This window comes from Paenisporosarcina sp. P4_D4 (assembly GCF_056401835.1).
Genome location: NZ_JBFUIO010000018.1, coordinates 1 through 17827, shown reverse-complemented (window position 1 = coordinate 17827; position 17827 = coordinate 1). Strand labels below are relative to the sequence as shown.

Here is a 17827-nt window from a genome sequence, read left to right as displayed (position 1 = left end):
TAAGATGGGGCATCATCAAATTGAATTATCAAATCTGACATTGGCATACCAAGACAGTGGTGAGGGTGAAGCAATTGTCCTCCTGCATGGTTTTTGTGGAAGTCATGAATACTGGGACAAGGTGATTCCGGCATTATCCGAAATGAATCGAGTGATTGTGCCCGATTTACCGGGTCACGGAGACTCCACTTTTCCTAAAGGGAACTACGGAATGGAATACATGGCGGATACGTTAGTAGAACTACTGGATCAATTGGAGTTGGAGAAAGTAACATTGTTTGGTCATTCTTTGGGTGGTTACATAACATTGGCATTCGCAGAAAAATATGAAGAACGACTGAATGGTTTTTCGTTGATTCATTCTACTGCGCATCCAGATTCTGAGGAAGCGAAGAAAGGTCGCGATGCATCCATTGAGAAAGTGAAATCGGAAGGAATCCCTGCTTTGATTGAGGGGTTAATTCCTAAATTATTTGCGCCTGAAAACTTGGAGACGCATGCAGAAGATGTAGAAAAAGCAAAAGAAATTGGGAAGGAAACAACTGAAGAAGGCGCAATAGGAATGTTAACAGCAATGAAAAATCGACCAGACCGAAATCATGTCATCAAAAACAGCAAGTTGCCTGTGCTACTGATTGCTGGGGAGAGGGATCAAGTCATCCCTCCCGAAAAAACCTTCTCTGTTCATAAAGAAATCATTTCTCAAGCTTTGATTAAAGGTGCCGGACACATGAGCATGATGGAAAAACCGGATTTAGTACTATCCGAAATTCAAGATTTCTTAAAATCTTAAGTACCAAAAATGCAATTGACCATTGGTTTGGTCTTTTGCGTTTTTTGTTTTTATTTTCTAAAAATTATTATATTGACCACTTCTGTATTATCCGTTAAATTCAGTACTGTATGTAAATTTTATACAAGAGGGGACAGCAAAATGAGAACACCAAATGTAACATCAGAGAGAGAAACGATATACTTCGTATTGAGTATTATATTCAGTATATTTATTTATATCATTGCGGCCATTTCAATTATCGGAATCGGCATAGCGCTGGGCTTATTAGCCATCGTAATTTATGCAAATATGATTATGCTTGGATCAATCCGAGGGAATGGAATTCGTATTAACCAAAACCAATTCCCGGATGTTTACGAACGGGTAGTGGTTTTATCGCAAGAAATGGGCCTGAAACGTGTACCCGATGTATTTATTGTTCAGTCTGAAGGGGCATTAAACGCATTTGCAACACGCTTTTTAGGTCGTGATATGGTAGTTGTTTATTCAGAAGTTTTCGAACTTGCAAGACAGGGTGGAGCAGCTGAACTTGATTTCATCATTGCCCATGAACTTGCTCATATTAAACGACGCCATGTTTGGAAGAACCTGCTACTGCTTCCTGCAACTTTCATTCCTTTCTTATCACAAGCTTACAGTCGTTCATGTGAATATACATGTGACCGCGAAGCGGCTTTCTATACTCAAAATGGAATTGCTGCAAAACGGGCATTAACGATTCTTGGAGCTGGCAAGGATTTGTATCAAGAAGTAAACGAATCAGCCTATTTAGAGCAAATCAAGAGTGAGTCCAATGTTGCTGTGTGGTTAAGTGAAGTCTTATCTAGTCATCCTCGCTTACCAAAACGCATCCAATCTGTCGGACAGTTTATGCGTGTAGAGGGAACACCCTCATATGAACCGAAACAAGGGAAAATAGTGTTGGGTGCCAGTTTATTATTTGGTGGGATGTTTGGAGTCTATCTGCTGATTGTGTTCTTTTTCTCAGCAGGGGGATTGGTCTATTCAAGCTTCATTCCATCTCTTCTTTCAGAGGATACATTCGATTTGTCAGAGGAAGACTATTATCCTACCGAAGGAGAAACTCCTCTTATGACTGCGGCATACGATGGGGATATTGAAGAAGTAAATGCCTTAATTGATGAAGGTGCCGACCTGGAAGAAACAGATGCTGAGGGATATACTGCTCTCGCATACGCAGGTTTTTTACAGAATAACGATGTCGCACAAGTTCTCTTGGAGTCTGGAGCAGATCCGAATGCTCTAAATGACTATTCGACTGTTTTGATGGATGCTTTATACAACGAGAATTATGAACTTGCATTAATGCTCTATGAGTACGGAGCAGATCCCGAACTTGAAGATCCTTCAGGGGAATCAGCCTTTTCATATCTTGAAGTCGATAATGAAGAAGATTTTTATAGAGTAATTACACAATAGCTTTTAAATTAAAGGCTTTGGTAAACTATCCTGTTGTTTTTCGTCACTAGCCGCATTTACGCATGAGCCAACATTCTTTAATATAGCTAAATAAAAAAAGAGGACGCGACAAAGTCAAGGTTAATGACTTTATCGCGTCCTCTTCATTTTTGTACAGAAAAAAGTTCTAGAAACACTGGAAAGATGAGATTCTGTCTAAATCTGTTCCGTAATAAGTCCATCTACGGCCATTCCAACGCCAACCTGCAACGGATTGTCTGCCAACGAATGTTGGGAAAAACCAGAAAGAACGACCATTTCGTAGCCATATAAACGTAAACCGGAACAAACAGCCCCTAATCGCACCGGGATCTACTGCAAAAGCCGAAACTCCACCTCGAGCACCGGCAGCTTGCTGAGGAACGAAAGATGGTGGTGGACCAGACGGCGGGCCGCCTGAAGGTTGTTGGCCACCTCCTTGACCAGGGAATCCAGGACCTTGCCCGGGGAAACCACCTTGACCTGGAAATCCTCCTTGTCCAGGGAATCCTGGTGGAAATCCAGGACCACGTCCAGGGAAGTTTGGCGAGCCATCACCAGGTGGAAATGGGGGAAATTGATTAACCAAAATGAGTACCTCCTTTAAACTGTATTCGAGTTAGTATATGGCTTTGTCGAAGAAGGGTTTGGGTTCCATTCATACGCCAGTTGCAACAATACAAAAGTGCCAGGCAAAGGTTCTGAGAAAACCGGTGCCTGGCACTTCGTTACTTTTCTATAATACGTACATATATACACACAAAAAGTGACAAAGAGTTCCAAGTAAAATGAAGATGTGGAAAATTTCATGAAAACCGAGGTATTTGGATTTCATGAAACTGGGCTTGGCACCGTAAATGACACCTCCTATTGTGTACATGATTCCACCAACAACGAGCAACCAAAGTCCCTTCGCACTTAAAGTTGCCGTAAGTGGTGAGGCAAGAAAAACAATAATCCAACCCATTCCAATATAAAGAGCAGTGGAAAGCCATCGCGGACAGTTGAACCACACCATTTTAAACAGAATACCTGCGATCGCTAAACCAGTAACGACAGAAAATAAAACAAATCCATTCTTGCCGTTTAGAGCAATTAAGCAGAAAGGAGCGTACGATCCTGCAATCAACAAAAAAATCATGGAGTGATCAAGTCTTCTGAAAAAAGCAATGACATTGTCCTTCGCAATTACCATATGATAAGTGGCGGATGCTGTATACAATAAAACCATGCTGATGCCAAATATGATAACAGCGACAATATGAAGAACAGGCACATCACTTATAGATGCTTTGACAGTCATAGCAATTAACGCAATGACAGATAATACCGCACCTACTAAATGAGATAAACTATTAAAAGGTTCTCGAATATAAGCGTGCATTTAAATACCCCCAATTCAATATGTAGTTATTAATACTATGTTTAAAGATATAACTATATCACCATCTAGTCAATATTTACGCTTGGTCTTTTTTAAGTTACACTGAAACTACTAAATGCAAATGAAAACCGAGGGATACAAGATGGAAAACATACAAGAATTGTTGAGGAAACTTTCTTTAGATAAGAACATTTCACTTCAGGAAATGCCAGATATCGATTTATATATGGATCAAGTCATTCAATTATTTGATCACACTTTTAAAAGTACAAAGCGCAATGAAGAAGAAAAAGTTCTGACAAAAACTATGATCAACAACTATGCGAAAGCGAAGCTGTTCATTCCTATAAAAAATAAAAAATATTCGAAGAAGCACCTCATCTTGATCAGTTTGGTCTATCAATTAAAAGGTGCTCTATCAATCAATGACATTAAGTCAACGCTGGACGGTCTTAATTTCAAACTGACAAATGAAGACTTTGAGCTAGAAAAATTCTATAATAGCTATCTTGCTATTCAGAGTGGGAATGCCTCGGATTTCGAGTCCGAATTCCAAAAAAGAGCAATAGATGTTCACGAAGAAGTGGCCCAAATGAAAGACAGCGAAGCGGAAAAATTGGAGAAAATTCTTCTGATCACCTCACTGGTTAACATCAGCAACTCGTACCGTAGAGCAGCGGAGCTGTTAATTGATGAATTAAAAGAGGAATCACAAAAGGTCACGGGCGATTTAATACCAAAAAAATAAAGAACTTGAATATCATTAACATTCAATCTGTAACAGATAAGGAGTGACACATGTGTTAGAACAAGCAACAAAATACTTACAAACCTTTTTTGGATATGAGTCATTCCGAACCGGACAAGAACAAGTAATCACACAAGTACTGAATGGTGACAATTCAATATGCGTGATGCCGACTGGTGGCGGGAAATCTATCTGCTATCAAATACCAGCACTAGTTTTAGAAGGTACTACAATTGTTGTTTCTCCATTGATTTCATTAATGAAAGACCAGGTGGATACCTTACTGGAAGCGGGCATTCATGCGGCATATATCAATAGTTCATTGAGTCATGAAGAAGTGCGTGAAGTACTGAATGATGTGCAACGAGGAGCCGTAAAACTTTTATATATTGCCCCAGAAAGATTGGACTCCCAGTCCTTTTTGAATGAACTTCGGGACATTCCAGTACCATTGATAGCTGTTGACGAAGCACATTGTATTTCACAATGGGGACATGRTTTCCGTCCAAGTTACCGATTAATCAGCCGAATGACTGAGCTTTTCCCGAATAAACCTACAGTCCTTGCATTAACTGCCACTGCCACACCACAAGTGCGCGAAGACATTTGCCGAATTCTGAATATCACGGAAGAAAACACTGTAATGACCGGTTTTGAACGATCGAATTTAACATTCTCTGTTATTCGTGGGCAAGACCGTGAAAAATTTGTCAAAGATTATTTAATGAAAAATGAAAACGAATCAGGGATTATTTATGCAGCTACTCGAAAAACAGTCAATCATATTCACGACATGCTGCAAAAACGAGGAATTAGCGTGGCAAAATATCACGGCGGTATGTACGATGAGGACCGCACCTATGAGCAGGAACGTTTCCTTAAAGATGAAGTTCAGGTGATGGTGGCGACAAATGCCTTTGGAATGGGTATTGACAAATCAAATATACGCTATGTTATCCATTACCAACTGCCGAAAAATATGGAGAGTTATTACCAGGAGGCAGGACGTGCAGGTCGTGATGGATTGCCGAGTGCGTGTGTTGTACTCTATGCCTCACAAGATGTTCAGACCCAACGATTCCTGATTGATCAAGCACAAGACCCAAGTCGTATACCCGGCGAACTCATCAAGTTGCAGGGAATGGTTGACTACTGTCATACAGAAAATTGTCTGCAGCAATTCATCATTCACTATTTTGGTGACACCGATGCAGGCGTTTGCGGACATTGTAGCAATTGCACCGACCAACGGGAAAGTCAGGATGTTACACAAGATGTCCAAATGGTCCTTTCATGCGTCATTCGAATGGGACAGAAATTCGGAAAAATGCTGACAGCCCAAGTACTGACGGGATCCAGAAACAAAAAGGTAATTGAATTTGGATTTGAGAGACTGACAACGTACGGTATATTAAAGCATTACAGTGCGAAAGATGTAGCGAACTTGATGGAGTTCATGATTTCACAGGACTTACTCGCAGTCGAACATGGATCATTTCCAACAATATATGTTACCGAGAAAAGTAAAGAAGTACTGAAAGGGAATCAAAAAGTTCTTCGCAAAGGGGCGATTGTTACCCAACAAGTTACTGACAATGATCCGTTATTTGAAGAACTACGCATCGTGAGAAAGCGATTGGCTGACGAATCAAATGTTCCGCCATTTGTCATCTTCTCGGATAAAACATTGAAAGACATGTGTGCCAAACGTCCGAAAAACGAGGAAGAGTTTCTTGAAGTCAGTGGTGTAGGTGCCAATAAACTTGAGAAATATGGAGTAGCATTTTTAAATGCCATCAATCAATGAGAACTAGGATTTCAGATCATTTCAGATTTTTCGTCCACTTCTTTTTCATAACTGCACTAGCTTTTATGGGAATCCTCTTTGTTGATATGGACAATCTTCAGCGATATGTTCATTTCGATGACATGAAGATGGCAAGCGCCATTATTCGTAGCATCATTAGTTGGATTCATTTGTGGATGGCTTTCCGGTTATTTAAAAGGTTCAAGGACACTCCGACGTGGTTGAAAATAGTACTGGCAGTGCCGTCTTTTTTACTTGCAACATTTTGTGCTGGATTTCTCGTCAGTCTATTTGTCGAGGTTGAGGGATAATACACAAAAAAGGGCTTTTTCCTTCGTCATCATTCATGACGGAGGAAAAGCCCTTTAATTATTGTCGACTTCAGTTACTCTTCTTTTGAAACTTCAAGCTTCTCATTTCCCATGAAATAAACAGCAACGATTGCAATGGCAATCGGGATGAGTGACCAAAGGAAAGTAGCCGAGATGGAATTCGACATGGCATTGATAATGACATCCAAAATGTTTGATGGAATCATCTGTCGTTGTTCGGGTTGGAATACGGTCTGCAAATTGTCAATTGTCTGCGATGCATCTTGACCAGAACCCCCAAGCTTGTCTTGTATTTCATTAGTCATCAATTTTGTTTGCAATGACCCGAATATGGTAATACCCAGCGCCAAACCCAATGACCGGAAAAATGAATTGGTCGAGTTGGCAGAACCGCGATGGCGATAATCCATCTTATGCATACTCGCCGAAGGCAGTAATGAAAATGAAAACCCTACGCCCATCCCAACCAATACCATATACAAAGTAAGTAAAATACGGCTTGTTTCAGGAGAAATTGTCGACATGAATGCCATTCCAATTGCGTAGAAAACTACGGATATAGCCATTATTTTCTGATAGGAAATTTTGGTTTGTGCAATCCCTGCGAATGCACTTCCAGCAACAGATCCAAGTAACATCGGCATCAGAATAATACCGGCATTCGTCGCGGAACCCCCATACACGGCTTGAACAAAAATAGGTATGAAAATCGTCAATCCGACAAATGTAGCACCAAAAATAAATGCGAGTACTTGTGAAGAAGCGAACAGACGGTTTTTGAACATCCAAAACGAAATGATTGGTTCGGATGCTTTCGTTTCTGCCCATAAGAAGACAATCAAAAACACAATGAAAATCCCGAATAATGTGTAGCTTTGCCATGAACTCCAGGCAAATTCTTTGCCGGCGAGCTCTAGTCCAAACATTAGGCTGACAACAGCTGTTATCAAGGTGATGGCGCCAAGCCAATCAATCTTAAGTTTCGTATTTTGCTTCGTTTCTTTGTAGAATTTCAGAATCAGAAATAGAGATACAATTCCGATTGGCACATTCACATAAAACACCCAGTGCCAGCTGATTGTGTCGGTAATAAAGGCTCCAAGTAACGGACCGAGTACACTGGAAGCACCGAATACACCTCCCAATAATCCTGTCATTTTTCCACGTTTTTCAGGAGGGAAGATATCAAAGACAATTGTAAAAGCAATCGGCATCAATGCGCCTCCGCCGATCCCTTGAATAGCTCTGTATACAGCCAACTGAGGGACAGATTGTGCGATTCCACATAAAGCAGAACCAATCAGGAAAATTGCCAGTCCAAAGACGAAGAACCGTTTGCGTCCATACATATCGGATAATTTCCCGAAAATCGGCATCCCTGCCAAGACGGCTACAGCATATGCTGATGTAATCCATACGTAGCTCTCGACTCCACCTAAGTCTGCCAATATCGACCCAAGTGCAGTGGCAACAATCGTATTGTCCATCGCAGCCATCAAAATCGCTAAAAGCAAGCCTGATACGACCAGGCGTAAATTTCTTTGTTCTATCATGTTAATTGCTCCTCTTATGTAAAAAATATGAAAAATCTGTGATGGAAAAAGTATAACAATAGTGTCACTAAAAAAGAAACTTTCACTAATAAAAGATTATTAATGGAATAAATGGGTGAAACCGATTAAATTACGTTTTATGCCGATTAAATATTAGATGAAGCCGATTATATCGTGATTCATGCCGAACAAAAAATAATCAATGCCGATTAACCCGTTCGCTCAATAAAATTAATATTGCATTTTATTTCCAATTTCACTATAATCATTTCAATCATATATGAAACGGCGATGACGAGGAAAAGTAGTGGGACGATGTTATATAGAGAGCTTCTGTTGGTGGAAATGAAGCAAACTAGTCTTACGAAAATGATCTCTGAGCTTTGCACTGAAAATCTGATGATGAGTAGGCTGCAACAAGAATTGACACTTGTTACAAATGTCTGAGTATACCGGCATGATTTTTTGCTGCGTACTTATGAAGGCAAATGGCGTGAGCTCTTTGTAAACTAAGGTGGTACCACGGGGGATTTTTCAACCTCGTCCTTATCGATAAGATAAGGGCGGGGTTTTTTGTATGCAATCAAAGGGGGAGTCACAATGAATGTTTTTATTGGGGGAGCATGGCCATATGCCAACGGGTCGTTGCATCTAGGTCATGTTGCGGCTTTATTGCCAGGAGATATTTTGGCAAGGTATTACCGTCAAAAAGGGGAACATGTCTTATATGTATCAGGCAGTGATTGTAACGGTACACCGATTTCCATTCGGGCTAAACAGGAAGGGCTATCCATTGAGGAGATCGCCAATCGTTTTCATCAGGAATTTGAAGAAAGCTTTTTAAAACTGGGCTTTAGTTATGATAGGTATTCAAGAACGGATCATCCACAGCATCATGAAGTCGTTCAGCAAATATTCCTGAAGCTACTTGAAAATGGCTATATTGATAAACGGGAGATCGAACAAACTTACTGCGATGTCGACAGACAGTTTTTACCCGATCGTTATGTAGAAGGAATTTGTCCAAACTGCGGGCAACCATCACGCGGGGATCAATGTGATCATTGCTCAGCCATTCTTGACCCTTTGGATTTACTTGAGCGGAAGTGCAAAATCTGTGGCAATGAACCGACCACCAAGACAACGGAACACTTCTATTTTTCTTTAAGTTCATTTCAGAATGAGCTGGAGAACAGAGTGGCAATTGCGAAGCAAAACAAGCAATGGCGTGAGAATGCCATCCATCTAACCGAACGCTATTTGAAAGAAGGCTTGCATGACCGTGCTGTCTCGAGAGATTTGTTGAATGGAGTAAGCGTTCCTGTAAAAGGTTATGAGGAGAAGAAAATCTATGTCTGGATTGAGGCGGTTTCGGGTTACTATTCCTCCAGTCAGCGCTGGGCAAACGAAACAAATCAAAGTGATGAAGCATTTTGGGATAAAGAAACCATTTCCTATTATGTTCATGGGAAAGATAATATTCCGTTTCATTCGCTCATTTGGCCATCCATTCTATCGGGGATTGGAAAAGGTGTTCACCCAACCCACATTATCTCGAACGAGTATTTAACATTGGAAAAGAAAAAATTGTCGACGAGCAAGAATTGGGCCGTATGGGTACCTGAAATACTGGAAAGCTACAATCCCGATTCTATCCGTTATTTTTTGACGGCGAATGCACCAGAAAACAGAGATGCTGACTTTTCGTGGCGAGAGTTTATTTTAAGTCATAATTCCGAGCTTCTTGGTGCTTATGGTAATTTAGTGAATCGTACATTGAAATTTATCGACAAGTCTTTCGAAGGTCATATTTCAGGGGAAATAGATACGATCATCAAGGCAAAGGTGTCGTCGAAATACGATGAAGTCGGGCTACTCATTGAAAACGGACGTTTTAAACAAGCGATTGAAGTCATCTTTGAAACAATCCGCTTTGGAAACAAATACTTCGACGCCCAGCAACCGTGGAAAACCATTCATGAAAAACGGGAAGCCTGTCAAAACGTTCTGCTTACTTGTGTGCATATCATTTCTAACTGCACTCAACTGTTAGCGCCATTTCTGCCGTTTTCCAGTGAAAAAGTTAATGAAATGTTACAATTGGCTCCATTTTCATGGCTGCCAATTGAAAAAGTAGCTTGTCAAGTTTTCCAAGTAAGTCCTTTATTTGAACGAATTGATGTGAATCTGATCGAAGAAGAGTTAGAGAAGCTTAGATTAATCGCGAAATGAGTAAAAGAGATGGTGAATTCCACAATGGAATCACCATCTCTTTTAAATTGTACAATAATCCCACTGTAAATCATTTAAAGAGCAATTTGATTACATAGAGAGCTAGAATTCTTCAAGAGTATCAGTGTATTTTCATGAAAACTTACTATTGTTAATAACCGTATCCAGGGTATCCATATCCTGGGTAATAAGGATAGTAAGGATAATAAGGATAAAATGGATAATACGGATAAAACGGATAGTACGGATAAAACGGATACCTTGGGAATCTTCGGGGTCTTGGGAAACTCGGGAAACTTTGTCGTGAACGTTCATCTCTTCCGAATGGCATAACCATTTAACTACACTCCTCATTATAAAAATCTCTCTAATTTATGCAAGTTTGAAATGAATGTTTAGGTAATGGAACTCTCAAATTTGATTGTTCAAGTAATTCATTGACTTTTAATATGGAATTAATTGTCTCATCCAGATGAGACAATTTGTGTATGATGATTTTTATGGATTTTGTGATATTATTTTGATCATAGACAAAAAGCCAAACATATTCGGAAGTTTTCCGTTAAGGTTTGGCTTTTTGTTGTATCTTATCGACTTGTTTCTCTATTTGGGACTTTAATTATGCGATAAACAATTGAACTTCAATACCGGATGGATCTATCGCACTTACATAATCACTTTGTACTGAAACGGTTGCACCAATTTCTTTTAATTGTGCAACAACTTTTTGTCTTGCTTCTTCACTTGGATAAACGATTGAAAAACTTTTCATTCCAAGTGTTTGTTCCGTGCGTTTAATCGAACTAGGGTGTCCCCATGTATTAAGAGCAATATGATGATGGTAGCCGTTTGAAGATATGAACAATGCTTGTGTTCCATAACGACACACAACATCGAATTCTAATCCTTTTACATAAAACGTTTCTGCTTCATCGAGATCTGCGACACGGAGGTGAACGTGACCCATAACGGTACCTTCAGGCATGCCATTGAATGGTGTCTGCTCTGCACTTGCCACAAGACTCTGAATATCAAGTGGATCGATGGTCATTTCAACCATGTCACGTTGCCATTTCCACATATCAGGGCTACGGTCGTAATAGAGCTCAATGCCGTTTCCATCTATATCATTCAAGTAAAGCGCTTCGCTCACCATGTGATCGGACGCTCCGCTAAACGGATAACCGGTGCTGCGAATATGATTGAAAACGATTCCTAGGTCTTTCTTGGAAGGCAGTAGCAAGGCCATATGGTACAGTCCTGCAGCGTTTGCGGGGTGGTTGCTGACTTCTATAGGTTGTTCAATTGTTAAGATAGCATCTTGTCCGTTAGTGGTAAAACTGACAATTGATTTTGTTTGATCCAAAATACGAAGTCCCACTATGTTTTCGTAAAAAATGGTAGAGCGAGATAAGTCTGCTACTTGTAAATGGACATGCTTTGTATAAGTGGTTGGATGTTGATGGAATGTCATAATCATTCTCCTTTTTGGTTACATTTCAAAAGTTGGTTACTTTATGTAAGTTAGTTTAAGGGAGTTAGCGGCATATGTCAACACTTACATATTTTCGAATAAACTTTCCTTCAGTAGTCAAGACTTACATCAAATAGAAATGCCTCCAATGTAAAGGGAAGTGATCGGATGAAAATATGGAAACGTGCACGGAAAGTGGTTGAAAATAGCAAGATGAAATCACCGTCCCCCGCACCATCTGGGAAGAATCCACTGATCGTCCCGTTGGCAGCTATCAAAAAAGATCTGACAGATATTGATGATGCCGTTTTCAAAGACTTTCATACAAAAGAAGGTCTTGTCACTGTAGTCTATTTGAGTTCACTGATCAATCCATTGGTTTTACATAAAGCAATTATCCTCCCATTAGCATTGAAGTAAAGTTAAAAACTGAAACCTGCGAACTGCAGGTTTTTTTCTTTACTCTTTTTATTTAAAATTATATACTAGAATAGTAAAGTAGTTACCTAGGTAAATAATTAGAAAAGAGATGACGATGAAGAATTTAGTGTTTCACGAAATGCATCAGAAGGCACGATTGTCAAATAAGGAAGTAAACGAAGCGTTAAAAGATTATGGATTATATAGCGCCCAGTGGTCCATTCTGTTTTGCCTGAATCGATTCGGTATCATGACTCAGACTGAAATTTGGCAGTATTTAAATGTCGAAGCTCCAACTGTAACGAGAACTTTGGTGAAGTTGGAACAACGGAACTTCATCATCCGTAAGGAAGGCAAAGACAAAAGGGAGAGAATTGTCGAGTTGACAGATGAAGCAAAGTCTTTGATTCCAAAAATTGAAGGAAAAATTGCGGAAGTTGAAGGTAGATTGTTGCAGTCATTGTCAGACGATGAAGTAAATGAACTGACCCGACTGTTAAAGAAATTAGGTAAGGATTATGAATAAACAATCAAATAAATCATCCATTTGGACAAAAAGCTTCATCAACATTGCCGTCAGTAACTTTTTCATATTTGTGGTGTTTTATGCATTGTTAACGTTAATGCCCATGTATGCTCTCGATCTGCCAGGAGGAACCGTTTCCCAAGCAGGGCTTGTCACGACCATCTTCCTGTTGTCTGTCATTCTCGTCCGGCCTTTTTCTGGACTGATCCTCGAGAAGTTCGGTAGAAAACGCATGTTGGGATTAAGTATGCTTGCATTTGCAGTTTCTACCTTTTCCTATATATTGACGGAAGACATCAATTCGCTACTTATTTTACGATTTATACACGGCGTTTCATTCAGCATAGCCACAACAGTGACGTTGTCGATTGCAGCGGATATTGTTCCTCCTGAGCGAAGAGGAGAAGGACTTGGCTACTTTGGCATGTCGATGAACTTGGCAGTTGTCGTTGGTCCGTTTATTGCCTTGACCCTTCAACCGCTTATTTCGTATCATTCCATATTTTTGATATTTGGTGTGATTATGATTGTTGGTTGGCTTTGTGGGGTTTTTGTTAAAGATACCGTTCAAGAAGTTCAGCCTAGTGCTAAACGTAAACTAAGTTGGTCTGATTTATTTGAACGCAAGGCACTTGCAATTTCGTCTGTAGGGATATTCGTTTCGTTTGCATATGCGAGTATCATGTCATTCATCTCGTTATATGCACAGTCAATCGGGTTAATTGAAACAGCCAGTTACTTCTTTCTAGTCTTTGCAGCAGCAATGCTCATTTCACGACCTATCACAGGAAGACTGTTTGATACAATGGGACCGAATATCGTCATCATTCCCTCGATACTGATTTTTGCAGCAGGCTTGTTTGTCCTCAGTTTGGCTTCGTCTGCCTGGCTGTTACTACTGGCAGGTGCGTTGATCGGTTTGGGTTACGGTACGTTATTGCCGAGTTTCCAAACGCTTGCCATTCAGGCATCGCCGAACCGAAGAAGTGCTTATGCAACTGCCACATTCTTTACGCTTTTTGATACAGGCATTGCAGTAGGGTCCTTTGTGCTTGGCATTGCCGTAGCGTATATGGGATATGCAAACTTGTATATGGCACTTGGTGGTTTCGTCGTACTTATTGTCTTTTACTATAAGTGGATTATGAAAGAAAAGTAATCCAACACCATTTTCGAATATCCACGAAATTATCCACATTTTCTTTGGTTACTCTGTTAAATAATGTTGTTGGTGGGGAAACTGCGTAGGACCTTTGCTCCTGCGGTTACTCGTCGCAAAGATAAGGACCAAATACCTTTGGTCCATATCTTTGAAACCTTCAGCGAATTATTTCGTATGTATAAGAGAAGTCTAGATTGTCGGGAGGAATACACTTGTTTAAAAAATTAGCAGCAGATGCACTTGGTTTATCTGATATTGGAATTGTCGTACCGAAAGCGGATTTTGATAAAACGGAGTCTGATGATTTTCTTATGCATGAATCGGGTGAAGAAATCTTCTTCCTGATTAAGACAAAAGCAGACGAGTACTGTTTTACAAACAAAGCGCTGATTCATGTGGATGGAGCAAATGCCATCAGCAAGAAACGCACACTCAAACGTTATGATTATGCGTACCATCCGATTACAAATGTTACCTTGGAAACAGCAGGAACAATTGATTTGGACGTGGAAATTAAATTTACCATCGGCAGCATCCCTATGACAGTGGATATCCATAAACGCTTTTTGGCGGAAATTAAAGATTTGTATAAAGTGTTGTTTGCGATTTCCGTTGAAGTAAAAGAAAACGAGAAAAAGTACGCCATTGCAGAAAACAGTTTGTCTTACGCATCCCAGTCGATGGGGCGCATTGGAAATGATGAAGTAACGCCTGCTCAATCGTTTGAAGAAATCACCCGTTTCGCACATGACTGGATGCAGGAAAATCGCTCCAAATACGCAAAAAAAGATTTTACAGATACATTTGAGCTGTTTATCAATCAATAAATCTTTAACAATACAAACCGTCCATCTCTCGGCTGAGAAAGGGCGGTTTTTGTTTGTGTGAATAAAGGAAATCAATTAATTGTAGCGAATTGATTCTAAAAGAAAGGGTGTGGAAGTAAATATGTGTGGACGTTACAGTTTGTTTGCTGAATTTCGAATCATTGAAGAACGTTTTGGTGAAGCCACTTTTGATGAAGAAGATTATGAAGAAAGCTACAATATTGCACCTTCCCAAATGGTCCTTTCCGTGATAAATGATGGTAAGAAAAACCGTTTGGGCTTTTTAAAGTGGGGGCTCGTTCCACCATGGGCAAATGACCCGAAAATCGCTTTTAAAATGATTAATGCCAGAGCGGAAACTGTACATGAAAAACCAAGTTTTCGTGAAGCTTTCAAGAAGAGAAGATGCCTAATTGTAGCAGACTCATTTTATGAATGGAAACGTACGGAAGAACGCAAAATTCCGATGCGCATTAAAATGAAAAACGATGATCTCTTTGCGATGGCAGGACTATGGGAGTCTTGGAAAGACGCAAAAGGCAACCTTGTTCACACATGCACCATTCTTACAACCGAAGCGAATGAATTGATGTCATCCTTTCATGATCGGATGCCAGTCATTCTTAAACAAGAAGATGAACAAAAGTGGTTAAATCCAAATTTGAATCATGTGGATGAGTTGAGACCGTTTTTAATTCCATTGGAAAATGGCTTGCTCGAAGCATATGAAGTGTCTGACAAAGTGAACTCTCCCAAAAATAATGCACCAGAGTTGATTGAAAAAGTAACGGGTTAAAAAGGAGATGTGGTAAAGGATGCCGATTTTACATGTTGCCAATGTAAGCAAGACTTACGGGAAGCATCAAATCCTGTCGAACGTGAATTTCTCTGCGGATACGGGTCAAATCCTTGGCCTTATTGGACCTTCAGGTTCTGGCAAAACAACATTAATAAAACTCATCATGGGAATGGAGTTACCATCAACTGGAACGGTAGAAGTGCTTTCAAAAAAAGTTCCGAATCTGGACCTGCTCCAGAAAATTGGATACATGGCACAATCGGATGCGCTTTATCAAGATTTGACTGGCTTAGAAAATTTGTCATTTTTTGCGTCCATGTTTTTGATGAATAAGAACGAACAAAAAGACCGGATTGCTTATGTGACACGCATTGTTCAACTCGAAAATTCCATTCAGAAGAAAGTTTTAACTTATTCTGGTGGCATGAAACGTCGACTCTCCCTAGCAATCGCACTTATTCAAAACCCTGAGATTTTGATACTTGATGAGCCTACAGTAGGTATTGATCCAGAGCTAAGAAAATCCATTTGGCAGGAACTTGACCGGTTGAAGAATGATGAACAAAAGACGATTGTTGTAACGACTCATGTCATGGATGAAGCAGAGAAGTGTGACGAGCTCACCATGATAAGAGAAGGGAAAGTCATTACAACAGGATCACCACAAGCATTGAAAGAGGCTTATCAAGTCGGTAATTTGGAAGATGTCTTTTTAAAAGCGGGAGGGGTATCAGATGCGCATCAGGGCCCTCGTTAACCGAATTGTATTACAGCTAGTTCGTGATAAACGGACACTGGCTCTCCTATTTATGGCACCCTTACTGATTTTAACGCTTATGCATTTTTTGTTTACTAGCAATGATGTACCTTCCAGGCTAGGTGTGGAAGGTGTATCCAGCGAAATGATAGAGCAATGGAAGAGTAATGAGTTAGAGTTGATTTCTTTTCCAAAGACAAATGATATTAAGAAAACAATTATAGATAATGAATTGGATGGGTACCTTGTTTTTAATGGGGAAACAATGACATTGACAGTTGAAAATACAGATCCTTCCCGTTCGAAAATGTTGAGAGCAAAAATTCAACAAGCTTTGTTCGGCAATTTAGCTGGAACGTCAGAAATAGAAACGAAATATGTATATGGAAGTGAAAACACTTCTTTCTTTGACGTATTAAGCCCTATTTTAGTTGGGTTTTTTGTGTTTTTCTTCGTGTTTTTAATTTCGGGAATAGGTCTGCTACGCGAAAGAATGACAGGAACACTCGAACGGTTATTATCTACCCCGATTCAAAGATGGGAAATTGTCTTTGGCTATTTGATAGGGTATGGATTATTTGCCATCATACAAACGATCATCGTCGTTACGTATGCCGTAAATGTTTTGGACATGGTTTTGGTCGGTTCAATTTGGCATGTACTTGTGATAAATGGGTTAATTGCGCTCGTTGCACTAAGTTTGGGGATTCTACTTTCATCATTTGCATCTTCTGAATTCCAAATGATTCAATTTATCCCTCTAGTGATTGTTCCTCAAGTGTTTTTCACGGGAATTATTCCTGTCGATGGAATGCCTGAATGGCTGCAAGGTTTATCTAAAGTGATGCCGATTTCGTATGGTGCAGACGCGTTAAAGAGTATAATGTATAAAGGGTATGGTTTAAGTGACGTGAAATTGGACGTATTGGTACTTCTTGGTTTTGCAATTGTATTTATACTGCTTAATATTGTGGCTCTTAAAAAGTACCGTAAAAATTAGAGGTGAATTGCGTGAAAATAGTAGAAACAGAAAGACTCATACTTCGTCATTTAAATGAAGATGATGCGGAGTTTATAGTAGAACTCATGAATGAACCAGACTGGATAAAATATATCGGTGATAGAGGTATTCGCACGGCAGAAGGTGCGAAGGAATACATCGTGGAGGGACCGATGACCATGTATAAAGAGCATGGAATTGGTTTGTACTTAATTGAAATGAAAGAAAATGAAACACCAATCGGGATTTGTGGACTCCTTCATCGTGATTTCTTGAGAGATGTGGATCTTGGATTTGCGGTACTCTCAAAATATTGGGGTAAAGGCTACGCATACGAAGCGGCAGAAGCTACCTTAACTTATGGTGCAGAAGATTTAGGGTATCGCCGAATCGTTGGATTTACATCACTCGATAATGAAAAATCTTCAAACCTTCTACAAAAGCTGGGAATGAAAGATGAAGGCACGATAAAATACGCGTCTACTTCAGAAGATGTCCGGTTATTTGCAAAAGAATATCAATAATACTGATGGCTTTAATAAACGGTATGGT

General features: G+C 39.9%; 17 protein-coding genes and 1 other annotated feature. Of the genes, 13 read left to right on the top strand and 4 right to left on the bottom strand.

The annotated features are described in order from the left end of the window. Positions 1-4: 4 nt before the first annotated feature. Complete coding sequence (locus tag AC1DSL_RS06905; RefSeq protein WP_477531696.1) at positions 5-793, top strand: alpha/beta fold hydrolase; 789 nt, start codon at positions 5-7, stop codon at positions 791-793. A 141-nt stretch (positions 794-934) separates the two neighbouring features. Further along, entirely contained in the window at positions 935-2236 is a 1302-nt protein-coding gene (locus tag AC1DSL_RS06900) for a M48 family metallopeptidase (protein WP_477531674.1), read from the top strand. Positions 2237-2402: 166 nt separating this feature from the next. Here the strand turns inward: AC1DSL_RS06900 and AC1DSL_RS06895 are convergent, their stop codons facing one another. Then, positions 2403-2843 (bottom strand): hypothetical protein, encoded by a 441-nt coding sequence (locus AC1DSL_RS06895; protein ID WP_016428502.1) that lies wholly within the window; start codon positions 2841-2843, stop codon positions 2403-2405. Between the two features lie 147 nt (positions 2844-2990). Beyond that, positions 2991-3638: a PAQR family membrane homeostasis protein TrhA gene (gene trhA, locus AC1DSL_RS06890; RefSeq protein WP_016428501.1), complete on the bottom strand. Its 648-nt coding sequence runs from the start codon at positions 3636-3638 to the stop codon at positions 2991-2993. 142 nt (positions 3639-3780) lie between these two features. On the opposite strand from trhA, the gene AC1DSL_RS06885 reads away from it, so the two are divergent. Both AC1DSL_RS06885 and recQ read left to right on the top strand, forming a co-directional pair. Beyond that, entirely contained in the window at positions 3781-4386 is a 606-nt protein-coding gene (locus AC1DSL_RS06885; RefSeq protein ID WP_477531673.1) for a DUF1836 domain-containing protein, read from the top strand. Positions 4387-4438: 52 nt separating this feature from the next. Then, positions 4439-6193 (top strand): DNA helicase RecQ, encoded by a 1755-nt coding sequence (gene recQ, locus AC1DSL_RS06880; protein WP_477531672.1) that lies wholly within the window; start codon positions 4439-4441, stop codon positions 6191-6193. 385 nt (positions 6194-6578) lie between these two features. Here recQ and AC1DSL_RS06875 read toward each other — a convergent pair whose 3' ends face one another. Then, positions 6579-8078, bottom strand: a complete 1500-nt coding sequence (locus AC1DSL_RS06875; protein WP_477531671.1) for an MDR family MFS transporter — start codon at positions 8076-8078, stop codon at positions 6579-6581. Positions 8079-8360: 282 nt separating this feature from the next. Continuing rightward, positions 8361-8629: a binding site (T-box leader), on the top strand. 49 nt (positions 8630-8678) lie between these two features. Between AC1DSL_RS06875 and metG the strand changes: the two genes are divergently transcribed. Then, positions 8679-10310 carry a methionine--tRNA ligase gene (gene metG / locus AC1DSL_RS06870; protein ID WP_477531670.1) on the top strand — a complete coding sequence of 544 codons (1632 nt, stop codon included), beginning with the start codon at positions 8679-8681 and terminating at the stop codon, positions 10308-10310. Positions 10311-10929: 619 nt separating this feature from the next. Here the strand turns inward: metG and AC1DSL_RS06865 are convergent. Next, the gene (locus AC1DSL_RS06865) at positions 10930-11784 is read right to left on the bottom strand and encodes a VOC family protein (RefSeq protein WP_477531669.1); all 855 of its coding nucleotides are present in this window, start codon (positions 11782-11784) and stop codon (positions 10930-10932) included. A 168-nt stretch (positions 11785-11952) separates the two neighbouring features. On the opposite strand from AC1DSL_RS06865, the gene AC1DSL_RS06860 reads away from it, so the two are divergent. From AC1DSL_RS06860 to AC1DSL_RS06825, 8 genes are all read left to right on the top strand, one after another. Further along, positions 11953-12204, top strand: a complete 252-nt coding sequence (locus AC1DSL_RS06860; RefSeq protein WP_477531668.1) for a hypothetical protein — start codon at positions 11953-11955, stop codon at positions 12202-12204. 115 nt (positions 12205-12319) lie between these two features. Next, complete coding sequence (locus AC1DSL_RS06855; protein ID WP_477531667.1) at positions 12320-12730, top strand: MarR family winged helix-turn-helix transcriptional regulator; 411 nt, start codon at positions 12320-12322, stop codon at positions 12728-12730. Continuing rightward, a complete protein-coding gene (locus AC1DSL_RS06850) occupies positions 12723-13889 on the top strand; it encodes an MFS transporter (protein WP_477531666.1) in 1167 nt (388 codons plus the stop codon). The genes AC1DSL_RS06855 and AC1DSL_RS06850 overlap by 8 nt, the downstream gene beginning before the upstream one ends. A gap of 215 nt (positions 13890-14104) precedes the next feature. Continuing rightward, positions 14105-14719, top strand: a complete 615-nt coding sequence (locus AC1DSL_RS06845) for a PH domain-containing protein (protein ID WP_477531665.1) — start codon at positions 14105-14107, stop codon at positions 14717-14719. A gap of 121 nt (positions 14720-14840) precedes the next feature. Continuing rightward, entirely contained in the window at positions 14841-15515 is a 675-nt protein-coding gene (locus AC1DSL_RS06840; protein WP_477531695.1) for an SOS response-associated peptidase, read from the top strand. Positions 15516-15534: 19 nt separating this feature from the next. Further along, complete coding sequence (locus tag AC1DSL_RS06835; RefSeq protein WP_477531664.1) at positions 15535-16275, top strand: ABC transporter ATP-binding protein; 741 nt, start codon at positions 15535-15537, stop codon at positions 16273-16275. Next, complete coding sequence (locus AC1DSL_RS06830; protein ID WP_477531663.1) at positions 16253-17275, top strand: ABC transporter permease; 1023 nt, start codon at positions 16253-16255, stop codon at positions 17273-17275. Before AC1DSL_RS06835 ends, AC1DSL_RS06830 begins: the two co-directional genes overlap by 23 nt. An 11-nt stretch (positions 17276-17286) precedes the next feature. Then, positions 17287-17799, top strand: a complete 513-nt coding sequence (locus AC1DSL_RS06825) for a GNAT family N-acetyltransferase (protein WP_477531662.1) — start codon at positions 17287-17289, stop codon at positions 17797-17799. Positions 17800-17827 lie beyond the last annotated feature (28 nt).

What these genes read in the sequence shown, in the direction of transcription:
- AC1DSL_RS06905 (WP_477531696.1), top strand. Translation starts at nt 5, where the DNA reads ATGGGGCATCATCAAATTGAATTATCAAATCTGACATTGGCATACCAA.
- AC1DSL_RS06860 (WP_477531668.1), top strand. Translation starts at nt 11,953, where the DNA reads ATGAAAATATGGAAACGTGCACGGAAAGTGGTTGAAAATAGCAAGATG.
- AC1DSL_RS06875 (WP_477531671.1), bottom strand. Translation starts at nt 8,078, where the DNA reads ATGATAGAACAAAGAAATTTACGCCTGGTCGTATCAGGCTTGCTTTTA.
- AC1DSL_RS06865 (WP_477531669.1), bottom strand. Translation starts at nt 11,784, where the DNA reads ATGACATTCCATCAACATCCAACCACTTATACAAAGCATGTCCATTTA.
- AC1DSL_RS06855 (WP_477531667.1), top strand. Translation starts at nt 12,320, where the DNA reads ATGAAGAATTTAGTGTTTCACGAAATGCATCAGAAGGCACGATTGTCA.
- metG (WP_477531670.1), top strand. Translation starts at nt 8,679, where the DNA reads ATGAATGTTTTTATTGGGGGAGCATGGCCATATGCCAACGGGTCGTTG.
- AC1DSL_RS06885 (WP_477531673.1), top strand. Translation starts at nt 3,781, where the DNA reads ATGGAAAACATACAAGAATTGTTGAGGAAACTTTCTTTAGATAAGAAC.
- AC1DSL_RS06850 (WP_477531666.1), top strand. Translation starts at nt 12,723, where the DNA reads ATGAATAAACAATCAAATAAATCATCCATTTGGACAAAAAGCTTCATC.
- trhA (WP_016428501.1), bottom strand. Translation starts at nt 3,638, where the DNA reads ATGCACGCTTATATTCGAGAACCTTTTAATAGTTTATCTCATTTAGTA.
- AC1DSL_RS06830 (WP_477531663.1), top strand. Translation starts at nt 16,253, where the DNA reads ATGCGCATCAGGGCCCTCGTTAACCGAATTGTATTACAGCTAGTTCGT.
- AC1DSL_RS06835 (WP_477531664.1), top strand. Translation starts at nt 15,535, where the DNA reads ATGCCGATTTTACATGTTGCCAATGTAAGCAAGACTTACGGGAAGCAT.
- AC1DSL_RS06840 (WP_477531695.1), top strand. Translation starts at nt 14,841, where the DNA reads ATGTGTGGACGTTACAGTTTGTTTGCTGAATTTCGAATCATTGAAGAA.
- AC1DSL_RS06900 (WP_477531674.1), top strand. Translation starts at nt 935, where the DNA reads ATGAGAACACCAAATGTAACATCAGAGAGAGAAACGATATACTTCGTA.